The sequence below is a fragment of the Schinkia azotoformans genome (genome assembly GCF_035811335.1).
Classification (GTDB): Bacteria; Bacillota; Bacilli; order Bacillales; family Bacillaceae_J; genus Schinkia; species Schinkia azotoformans.
On sequence record NZ_JARSMD010000005.1, the window covers coordinates 170,174 to 180,308 of the forward strand.

A 10,135-nucleotide genomic window follows, 5' to 3' on the forward strand; every position below is an offset into this window, starting at 1 on the left:
TCTTGTTATATAACACTACCACATATCGACAAAACTTTAAATATTCTTTAAAATGTTCACAAAATTTTATAAATTTCTTACAAAAGAATAATACGCTTTCAAGCAGCTTATTTTAGGTTGAAATAAAATATTTACACCATTAGACAGAATTCGCTAAATAAAAAACTCGTATTACTTGGTAAATGCAACCAACTGTAATACGAGTTTTTAGTAAATTGTTATATAACATCTACATTTCAATCAAAAGGCTTCCATCAAACAAAAATAGATATTTTTCGACAGATGGCAGCTTCCAAATGTCCTGAAGTGCCTTTGCGTATAAATCAATTTGCAAACGATAGCGTTCTTCCAATGTTTTCTTGGCAATTTCCTCGTTTTTAAAACGGCCGGTAATTGTATCGGTTTTATAATCGATTAGCACGACTCCATTATCATCTTTAAAAACGCAATCCATAACCCCTTGAACTAAAACATGGGCAGTATCCTCCTCCGCCCAATCAGGATAGGCATCTTTCGCAGGAAGTGCCAAGCTAAAAGGTACTTCACGACGAACCTTATCGGCCTTTACTAATCGTTGTCCTAACGGAGTTTCAAAAAACTGAATGATACTGTCTATTTCAATTACTGTACTTTGTTCTTCAGTTAATAGCTCCTTAATCACCATCGATGCTAGTAAATTAGCCAGCGATTCAGGTGTGATATCTGCACGTAAATCAATATGCTGCATCACCATATGCATTGCCGTTCCTTTTTCAGCGGCCGTTAACGATTTCTGCTGTAAAAACTTTGGGCGGTCCTGTAATGGGGCCCGGAACCTTTGGATTAATGCTGTATCCGCATACGCATCGGTCACTTGTTTTCTAGATTTTATCTCAGATACGGATTGCTTCGAGCGTTTGATTTGTGCTTGCATAAATGGATAGTTCCATGAAAGTTGATGATAAACATCATTTTTCATTGCGCTTTCGATTGGGACAGCCCGCCAATTTTCAATATCGCTTAGTAATTCTAAATTTTGTTTCACAGATTCACTTGAATCCTTAGGAAAGTTTTCGGCATTTAGAACATTGACCTCCCATTTAGAAGAATGAGAAGAAATTTCGTTGGCATATTCTTTGGCGCTTAATACGGTACAATCCGGGTGACGGATTAAGGCTGGTCCAATCCAGTCTAAATAACATTTTGCTTTTGCCCGCACATAATCCGGTAATAACCATTCGTCCTCGTCTATTTCACTATTCCACTTATCCATCGTTTTCTCCATATCCTTTACAGTGCCGACAAGGTAGATTTTTTCTTTTGCTCTTGTCAGGGCAACGTAGAGAACACGCATTTCTTCAGCTAACAGCTCCATTTGCAGCCGTCGTTTCATCGCAAGAAGAGGCAGCGTTGGATATGTAATACGAAGCTTGGGATTAACAAGCTTAGAGCCAAATCCGAGTTCTTTATGCAACAGCACTTTTTTTCGTAGATCCTGCATATTAAATTGTCGGCCAAGACCCGCTACGAAAACAATTGGAAACTCCAAACCTTTACTTTTATGAATCGTCATCATCCGGACGACATCCTCTTGCTCTCCAAGAGCTCTAGCCGTTCCTAAATCTTCCCCGCGGTCCTGCATACGTTCTATAAATCTCAAGAAACGGAATAAGCCACGGAAAGACGTTTCCTCATATTGCTTTGACCGATCATAAAGAGCCCGTAAGTTAGCTTGACGCTGTTTTCCACCAGCTAGACCACCAACATAATCAAAATACCCTGTATCCCTGTATAACTGCCAAATCAATTCAGATAAAGCCCCTTGCCTTGCTCTTGTTCTCCATGCCTTTAATTCTTTGTAAAATAAATCTAGTTTTCCGGCTAATTCATGATTGGCACCAGATCTGATATAGCTTTTTACACTCTCAAAAAAACCATTATTTTTATCGTGAATTCGAATCATTGCCAGCTGTTCTTCCGTTAAGCCGACAATCGGTGAACGGAGGACAGCGGCTAATGGGATATCCTGATACGGATTATCGATTATCTTTAAAAGGGAAAGCATCACCGTAACTTCTGTTGCTTCAAAATAGCCAGTAGAAAGCTCGGCATATACCGGAATTCCAAGCTCCTTAAATTCTTCCATAATCGTTTCCGCCCATGGCATCGACCGTAATAGAATGACAATATCACGATACGTTACGTTTCGCTCGTTCCCGCTTTTATCTGTCACTTTATAAGGCTTTTCTATTAATTCTTTTATTTTTAAACCTATAACCCTCGCCTCTAATTGAACAGTTTCCAATTCTACTATATCCGCTGAGATTGATTCGTCCTCATCATCCCCGTCGTCATTTACCTCTTTCTCAGTTGACTTGTCTTTCCGATCGATCAAGAGAAGTTCGGCTTTTGTCTCTTCGGATTCAGGGTAATTCAGATTCCCTAGCTTTAGCTCCGCATCATCATCGTACTCAATTTCTCCAACAGTTTTATTCATGATCTGCTTAAAAATAAAATTCGTTCCCGCTAATACTTCAGCACGGCTACGGAAGTTTTTTGACAAATCAATCCGAATTCCTGCGCATTCTTCAGAATCTTCTTTTTGGAACAATCTATATTTTGTCAGAAATAGATGTGGTTCTGCTAACCGGAAACGATAAATCGACTGCTTCACATCGCCTACCATAAATAAATTATTAGAGCAGGACACTAATTTAATAATTGTTTCCTGAACTAAGTTTGTATCCTGGTATTCATCCACCAGCACCTCTTGAAATAAATCTCTGTAGCTTTCGGCTACCTCGGAGGGTACAAGCCCGCCAGCCGTTGACATTTCGTTCTTCAAAATTTGCAAACAAAAATGCTCTAAATCTGCAAAGTCGACAATTCCTTTTTCTTTTTTTACTATTTCATAGCGATTTGAAAATTCTTTAACGAGCTCAATTAATGTTTCAACAACCGGTTTCATCTCCTGAATATCCTTAAGAAAATACTCAGGTTTGCGGCTGAAAAGCTCGTCTTTTATTTTTTCAAATTGATCCTTTGCTTTTTCGCGAAGACCCTTCACATTTTCCTGCATGGTTTTTAAATATTCATCACCTTTACAAGGCTTAAGTTTACCAAAAGACGCTGTTTGCATGACTTCATAAATGTTTTGCCATGACTGTTCACTTGCGAATAGAAGGTCTTGGATTAGTTGTTGGTTAAGATTGATATTATCAGCATAGGGAGCAGGTCCTCCGGGCTGTTTCGTTATTTCCAAAGCACGATTTAGGAGCTCCCTACATCCTTGCAGTTGAATTTTGATATCCTCTCTTAGATCCTTCATCCATGATAATTCATCAATCTCACTTATATCATCAATATCATAGGCCTGAACGATTTGCTCCAACCATTCAGTAGGCCATGGATAGGAACGGGAGAAATCGTATAATTTTCTAATTAAGAGCTGCAATTCTATATCACTACGGTCATCACTGTATCGATCAACTAAATCATAGAAACACTCATTGTTTTCTAAACTATATTGCTCCTCAAAAAGCTCCTCCATTACTTCTTCCATCAACAGTTCTGCTTCTGTTTCATCTGCAATACGAAAGCCAGGATCCAAATCAATATAGTAATAATATTTTCGCAATACGTTGAGACAGAATGAATGGAGCGTCGAAATGGATGCTCGGTTTAATAGTGTCAATTGTCTGCGCAAATGGAGAGAGGAAGGAGATTTAGCAATTTCTTTTTCCAACGCTTCGCCAATTCTTTTTCTCATTTCAGCTGCAGCTGCATTCGTAAACGTAACGACTAATAAGCGATCGACATCAACAGGGTTATTGACGGACGTGATTTTTTTAATAATTCGTTCAACCAAGACCGCTGTTTTACCTGACCCAGCTGCCGCCGCAACGAGTATATCCTTCCCGCTTGTGGCGATTGCCCGCCATTGGTCGTCCGTCCATGTGCTGTTTTCTGGTTTTTTAAGTTCATTATTCAAGGTCTTTTCCTCCCTCCATACGAATTTTTTCTAAGATATCTTCATTTTTTTCAGGAATTAAAATATTATATTTGTTCTCTTGGAATGAACGGTCAAATTGACATATCGATTTATAGGAACAAAATGCACATGGGGTGTGATTTTTCATTTTATACGGTTCAATATCAATAACTCCATCTGTGATCGCTGTGCCAATGTCTCGAATTTTTGTACGGACAAAGCTCCTAATATGGTCAAAATCCTTCCCGCTAGCAACGGAGGAATTGCTATAAAAGCCACCGTCTTTTTTCAAAGCAACTGGAATAACATCCGAATAGCCTGTCTCAAGTGATCGGTCCATAAGACGGATCGATTCTTGGTCAGCAACAAGCAAACCTTTCATTTTAAATCGTTTATAGATTTCTTTTTCAATCTCTTCAAATGTTGGAATAGTAGACTTATTAAGCATTGGATTATGAACATGGAAATATAGTACTCCAGCCGGAGAGGCTTCTGTACCAATCCACTGCTTTGAATTAGTGATCACAACATCAAGATAGGTCAGCATTTGTAAGGCAAGCCCATAATAAACCTCTGTCAGATTCAAAGCTTTTTGGCTTGACTTGTAATCAATCACTCGGAGGTAAACGCCATTTTCGCCGGCAGATTTATCAACTCGGTCAATTCTGCCAACAACCTCCATTGTGCAGCCATTTTTCAATGTAAACCGGAGCGGTGATAACGGCCCCTTTGGTCCGAAAGACAACTCAAGACCGATCGGTTCAAAACCACTTATTTTGGCATGCTCACTTAATACGATGGAGGCCCGTCCAACGACCTGCTGCAGCTTTCTTTTAATGTAATGAAAGCGATTTGAACTCAGCAATATTTCTTTTTGAATGTTTGGAGCCAACCGTTCTACCGCCTCAAAGGCTAGCTGCTCGCATTGTTTTCTCGTAAGGTTCGACCAATTCAAATCATTTTGTTGAATGATATCCGTAATCAATTTTAAAGCTGCATGGAATAACTGTCCGATATCCGGTGCTTCAAGCCGGAAAATTTGCCGCTCTTCTAAACGCAGCCCATACGAAATAAATTGGGAATATGGACAGGACTGGAAAAGCTCCATTCGTGACACACTTGCTTTTATTTCCTCACCATATAATTCACGACTAATATCCTCAGGAAGTTTTTTGGTAGTGTTAATGAAAAATAAACTTCCTAACACCTTTTTACCGTAATTTTCCCACTTTTCTTGTTCAGAGATCCAGTTATAAACGTCCCACCATAATTCATGAACAGGATAACCCCTTTTCCAATTTTGCAGCTGAAGTGACAAATAGGACATCGTCTTTTTAGGATTTGTTATATAGTTCAGCTGCTGCTCCGGTGCTTCCTCATTCGGCTCGTTTAAGATGAGGTTTTCTTTTAATGCCGGGAAAAGGTCTTTAAGACGATTAAATAAAATTGATGGAACAAGAGATTTCCCTTCATCATCAGCCATTGGATAGCTTAAATACAGTAACTCTGAAGCACTCGTTAAAGCAAGATAAATTAAAAATTGTTCATCCAAGAGCTGCTGCTTACTTCCGGGTGCTAATGTGAAGCCGGTACTTGCTAAAAACTCTCTTTCTTCTTCGGTTACAACTCCCTCTTCTACGGGTTTTAATGGAATGACGCCATCATTCACCCCAAGAATGAATGTACATTTTATATTTGAAAAACGGGAGCGTTCCATATCTCCAACCAACACTTGATCCATGGCCGGTGGTACCGTCGCAAAATGCATACTTTCCAAGCCGGAATGTATCATTTTACGGAAAAGATCGAAGGAAAGCTCTTCCTCCCCCATTAAGGATGCCATTTGGTCTAGAAGCTCAAGGACAGATTGCCATACTTGACTATGATCTCTTGATTCGGTTAAGTTGCCAGCTTCCTCGGCCTCAATGCAAAGTCGATTCACTTTATCCGGAATTTGTAATCCTTCTAAAAAGTAATAAAGTGCCTCACAATAATCACGGCCAGTTTTAGCTTTTTTTGAATTCTTCTCGAATGCAAGGAAAGGTTCTGTGATTAAGCTGCGTAACTTATTGATTTTTTTCTCGTAATCTTTTTCTTTATCTGTTTTAGGGATACTTTGGCCCTCAACCGCTTGGAAACGTCTATATTCCCATGGCTTTTTATCAGTCCAACGCTTCCCCTGAATCCCGTAAGCCAACACATAATTTTCAAACTGATCCATATCTTCACGGATTCGGTCTCTATTACTGTCAAACGGAAACAGTACATCCGTTTTGACACATCGAAAGATAGGTTCGTAGCGCCATCCACCTTGAATTACGTCCAACGATGAACGGATAAATTCAATGAGCGGATGATTTAACATTGATCGTTTTTGATCTAAAAACAATGGAATATGGTAATCCTCAAAAACAGTTTTTAAAAGATCATGGTAGGAGTGGCTGTCTCTTAATAAAATAGCGAAATCACGCCAACGGTAGTTTTTAGTTTTTACTATATGCAAAATTTCTCGAGCAACACTTTCGACCTCAGCGCGGCGGTTGACAGCGGCATTGATGTTAATCGCTAGATTTTCTGTTGGTTTGTCAGTCTTGTTTGCATTGGTTGTTTTATCAGTTGTTGCGGCTTTATCAGAAAACTTAACACTTGGACGGCTGTCGTAATGCTGTTCAAGATGATGCAGTGCTGGTGATTTTATAAACCTGAACGGCTCATTCAAAAGCACAGGTTTTTCAAGCCCTATGTTGTTCTCCTTAGCAGCATTTAAGATGCTAAAGTATGTACTAACTGTCATTCGATATAAATTTAAATCATCGATATCCTGATGAAGATCAGTTGGGTCAAGTGTAAGAGCAACGGTAACACTGTTACACTGCTTTAACAACTCGCTAAGAACCTCCAATTCCTGCGGTGTAAAACTATGGAATCCATCAATGTACACGTCTGCGCCTTTTAGTTCCTCGGACTTTGATATCTTTTCAGCTAAAAGGCGAAGGTAATCCTCGGAATCCACATAATGCACCAATAAATGACTTTCATAATCATGATAAATTAACTGAAAGTCATTAAGTTTATTAGCTAATATTTCTTTATTGGAATTACTATTATCTGTGTGAGAAAGCTCCACACTTTTTTCTTGAAGGAGTTCCGGAGTAATACAATACCGCTTAAATTCTGCGATCATTTCTTCAAGCTGTTTGATAAAACCGTTTTGATCGGCAGCTCTTGTAAACACCTTCAGTTCATCCTTGCGGTGCTCTACAATTTTCCGAAGAAGCATATGTAGGCCGACACTATTAAGATGAAAGCGGCTAAAGCCTTCCGTTTCTTGTAATATCCTCCAAGCTAAGCGCGTAAAACTAAACACTTGCGAACGGATCATACCATGTAATCCTGGTGTATTTATTAATTGATATTCTATTTGAAAGGTCATTTGGTCGGGTACTAGATAGATGATTGGTGAGCCTAACGGGTCTTGCTCTAGTTTATCGATAACCTCGTTTAATAAAAAGGTTGATTTTCCGCTCCCCGAACGTCCTAGGACAAATCGTAACGATGACATAATTATCCCCCCTACTTGCTAAATTGAATGAATGTTGATTGATTCATGAATTCTGATGAATGGTTATGCTGTAAATTATTATACCATTATGGGAATGACTGAAAAAATAATTGGAGTTGTGAAGTGAAGGGAATTCTGAATGGGAATGAGAGAATCGGGCTGATTCACATGCTTTGATTCCCGGTGTTGTGGTTTGGAGCCTTGGGTGGGAATCATTTTCTAAAATCAACATTTATAAAAAACAAAAAGATCAAGATTTATCTCTTGATCTTTTTCTATGACCCGTACGGGATTCGAACCCGTGTTACCGCCGTGAAAGGGCGGTGTCTTAACCGCTTGACCAACGGGCCAGATTATATAATTACAAATGGCGGAGAAGGAGGGATTTGAACCCTCGCGCCGGTTACCCGACCTACACCCTTAGCAGGGGCGCCTCTTCAGCCACTTGAGTACTTCTCCATTTGGCTCCACAGGCAGGATTCGAACCTGCGACCGATCGGTTAACAGCCGATAGCTCTACCACTGAGCTACTGTGGAAAAATCAAATACACCTTGGCGTATTTGTACCCAGATTTTATCGAGCAAGCTCAATAATTTCCTCTGAAAATCTGAGGCATCCGCCGGAGGCTTAAACATTATTCAGTACTGAATAACGTTTAATGGGCCTGAATGGACTTGAACCATCGACCTCACGCTTATCAGGCGTGCGCTCTAACCAGCTGAGCTACAGGCCCATAATATTATGGAGCGGGTGATGGGAATCGAACCCACGACATCAGCTTGGAAGGCTGAAGTTTTACCATTAAACTACACCCGCATAAAAATGGCTGGGCTAACTGGATTCGAACCAGTGAATGACGGAGTCAAAGTCCGTTGCCTTACCGCTTGGCTATAGCCCATTGAATTAACATCATGATTAATACTGGACATCTTAGTAATAAATGGTGGCTCGAGACAGAATCGAACTGCCGACACGAGGATTTTCAGTCCTCTGCTCTACCGACTGAGCTATCGAGCCATATTATGGCGGAGGAAGAGGGATTCGAACCCCCGCGCGGTTTAACCCGCCTGTCGGTTTTCAAGACCGATCCCTTCAGCCGGACTTGGGTATTCCTCCGTAATTTAAAACCTATTCACTATAAATGGTGGACCTTGTAGGACTCGAACCTACGACCGGACGGTTATGAGCCGTCTGCTCTAACCAGCTGAGCTAAAGGTCCCTTTCTAAGTTCTATCCTAATTCAATTGTAAAACTAAAGTAGCGGCGGAGGGGATCGAACCCCCGACCTTACGGGTATGAACCGTACGCTCTAGCCAGCTGAGCTACACCGCCATATTAAGTTTATAAAGTGGAGACTAGCGGGATCGAACCGCTGACCTCCTGCGTGCAAGGCAGGCGCTCTCCCAGCTGAGCTAAGCCCCCAGAAAACATATCATTTTAATGGTCGGGAAGACAGGATTCGAACCTGCGACCCCTTGGTCCCAAACCAAGTGCTCTACCAAGCTGAGCTACTTCCCGGACTTGAATAGGATGTTCTGGCTTCCATGTTCGTCACAGGAAGTGACGGCCCTTAATGGAAGATCCTTTAAAATGGCGCGCCCGACAGGAGTCGAACCCATAACCTTCTGATCCGTAGTCAGACGCTCTATCCAATTGAGCTACGGGCGCATTAAATCTAACTTAATTTTAAAATGGTGCCGAGGACCGGAATCGAACCGGTACGGTAGTCACCTACCGCAGGATTTTAAGTCCTGTGCGTCTGCCAGTTCCGCCACCCCGGCACTTTTGGAGCGGAAGACGGGATTCGAACCCGCGACCCCCACCTTGGCAAGGTGGTGTTCTACCACTGAACTACTTCCGCATATTTAAATGGTGCGGGTGAAGGGAGTCGAACCCCCACGCCAAAGGCGCCAGATCCTAAGTCTGGTGCGTCTGCCAATTCCGCCACACCCGCGTATTCAAATGGTGAGCCATGCAGGATTCGAACCTGCGACCCTCTGATTAAAAGTCAGATGCTCTACCGACTGAGCTAATGGCTCGTACTAAATTAGATTTAAAGTGGTGCCGGCTAAAGGACTTGAACCCTCAACCTACTGATTACAAGTCAGTTGCTCTACCAATTGAGCTAAGCCGGCATATTAGTATTATGGTGGAGGATGACGGGATCGAACCGCCGACCCCCTGCTTGTAAGGCAGGTGCTCTCCCAGCTGAGCTAATCCTCCGTTATTCGCTTGGCAACGTCCTACTCTCACAGGGGGACAGCCCCCAACTACCATCGGCGCTGAAGAGCTTAACTTCCGTGTTCGGAATGGGAACGGGTGTGACCTCTTCGCTATCGTCACCAAACAATTTTTATTAAGACAAAAAGAATTATATCTCTTTAAACTTGTCTTTGCAAGTACTTTTTGTACTTTATCTTTTGAGGTTTGCTCCCTCAAAACTAGATAATCGGCATTCATATTCACTATGTCCAGCTACAGCTCCCAGCGAATAGTAAACTTCGCTAAATGGTCGCTTCTGCTTTTCTATTTGGTTAAGTCCTCGATCGATTAGTATCTGTCAGCTCCACGTATCGCTACACTTCCACCTCAGACCTATCTA

2 protein-coding genes, 19 tRNA genes and 1 rRNA gene are annotated in these 10,135 nt (G+C 41.4%); all 22 read right to left on the reverse strand.

Going from position 1 to position 10,135, the window contains the following annotated elements; all coding sequences use genetic code 11:
- Positions 1–229 precede the first annotated feature (229 nt).
- The 22 genes from addA to rrf all read right to left on the reverse strand — a co-directional run bounded on the left by addA (position 230) and on the right by rrf (position 9,880).
- Positions 230–3,970 carry a helicase-exonuclease AddAB subunit AddA gene (gene addA, locus P9E47_RS03135; RefSeq protein ID WP_326162586.1) on the reverse strand — a complete coding sequence of 1,247 codons (3,741 nt, stop codon included), beginning with the start codon at positions 3,968–3,970 and terminating at the stop codon, positions 230–232.
- On the reverse strand, positions 3,963–7,532 hold the full coding sequence (gene addB, locus P9E47_RS03140; RefSeq protein WP_326162588.1) for a helicase-exonuclease AddAB subunit AddB: 3,570 nt from the start codon (positions 7,530–7,532) through the stop codon (positions 3,963–3,965). Before addB ends, addA begins: the two co-directional genes overlap by 8 nt.
- Before the next feature lie 278 nt (positions 7,533–7,810).
- Positions 7,811–7,882: transfer RNA gene (locus P9E47_RS03145), tRNA-Glu, on the reverse strand.
- Positions 7,883–7,900: 18 nt separating this feature from the next.
- Positions 7,901–7,991 (reverse strand) — tRNA-Ser (locus tag P9E47_RS03150).
- Between the two features lie 3 nt (positions 7,992–7,994).
- Positions 7,995–8,069 (reverse strand) — tRNA-Asn (locus P9E47_RS03155).
- A 123-nt stretch (positions 8,070–8,192) separates the two neighbouring features.
- Positions 8,193–8,266, reverse strand: a tRNA-Ile gene (locus P9E47_RS03160).
- Between the two features lie 9 nt (positions 8,267–8,275).
- A tRNA-Gly gene (locus P9E47_RS03165) sits at positions 8,276–8,349 on the reverse strand.
- A 7-nt stretch (positions 8,350–8,356) separates the two neighbouring features.
- Positions 8,357–8,431: transfer RNA gene (locus P9E47_RS03170), tRNA-Gln, on the reverse strand.
- A 43-nt stretch (positions 8,432–8,474) separates the two neighbouring features.
- Positions 8,475–8,550: transfer RNA gene (locus tag P9E47_RS03175), tRNA-Phe, on the reverse strand.
- Between the two features lie 6 nt (positions 8,551–8,556).
- Positions 8,557–8,649 (reverse strand) — tRNA-Ser (locus P9E47_RS03180).
- 26 nt (positions 8,650–8,675) lie between these two features.
- Positions 8,676–8,752 (reverse strand) — tRNA-Ile (locus tag P9E47_RS03185).
- Positions 8,753–8,791: 39 nt separating this feature from the next.
- A tRNA-Met gene (locus tag P9E47_RS03190) sits at positions 8,792–8,865 on the reverse strand.
- Between the two features lie 17 nt (positions 8,866–8,882).
- A tRNA-Ala gene (locus P9E47_RS03195) sits at positions 8,883–8,955 on the reverse strand.
- A gap of 19 nt (positions 8,956–8,974) precedes the next feature.
- Positions 8,975–9,051: transfer RNA gene (locus P9E47_RS03200), tRNA-Pro, on the reverse strand.
- Between the two features lie 73 nt (positions 9,052–9,124).
- Positions 9,125–9,201: transfer RNA gene (locus P9E47_RS03205), tRNA-Arg, on the reverse strand.
- Between the two features lie 24 nt (positions 9,202–9,225).
- Positions 9,226–9,314 (reverse strand) — tRNA-Leu (locus P9E47_RS03210).
- Between the two features lie 5 nt (positions 9,315–9,319).
- A tRNA-Gly gene (locus P9E47_RS03215) sits at positions 9,320–9,394 on the reverse strand.
- Positions 9,395–9,403: 9 nt separating this feature from the next.
- A tRNA-Leu gene (locus P9E47_RS03220) sits at positions 9,404–9,487 on the reverse strand.
- A 9-nt stretch (positions 9,488–9,496) separates the two neighbouring features.
- A tRNA-Lys gene (locus P9E47_RS03225) sits at positions 9,497–9,572 on the reverse strand.
- Between the two features lie 20 nt (positions 9,573–9,592).
- Positions 9,593–9,668, reverse strand: a tRNA-Thr gene (locus tag P9E47_RS03230).
- Between the two features lie 12 nt (positions 9,669–9,680).
- A tRNA-Val gene (locus P9E47_RS03235) sits at positions 9,681–9,756 on the reverse strand.
- A gap of 7 nt (positions 9,757–9,763) precedes the next feature.
- Positions 9,764–9,880 (reverse strand): 5S ribosomal RNA (gene rrf, locus P9E47_RS03240).
- Positions 9,881–10,135 lie beyond the last annotated feature (255 nt).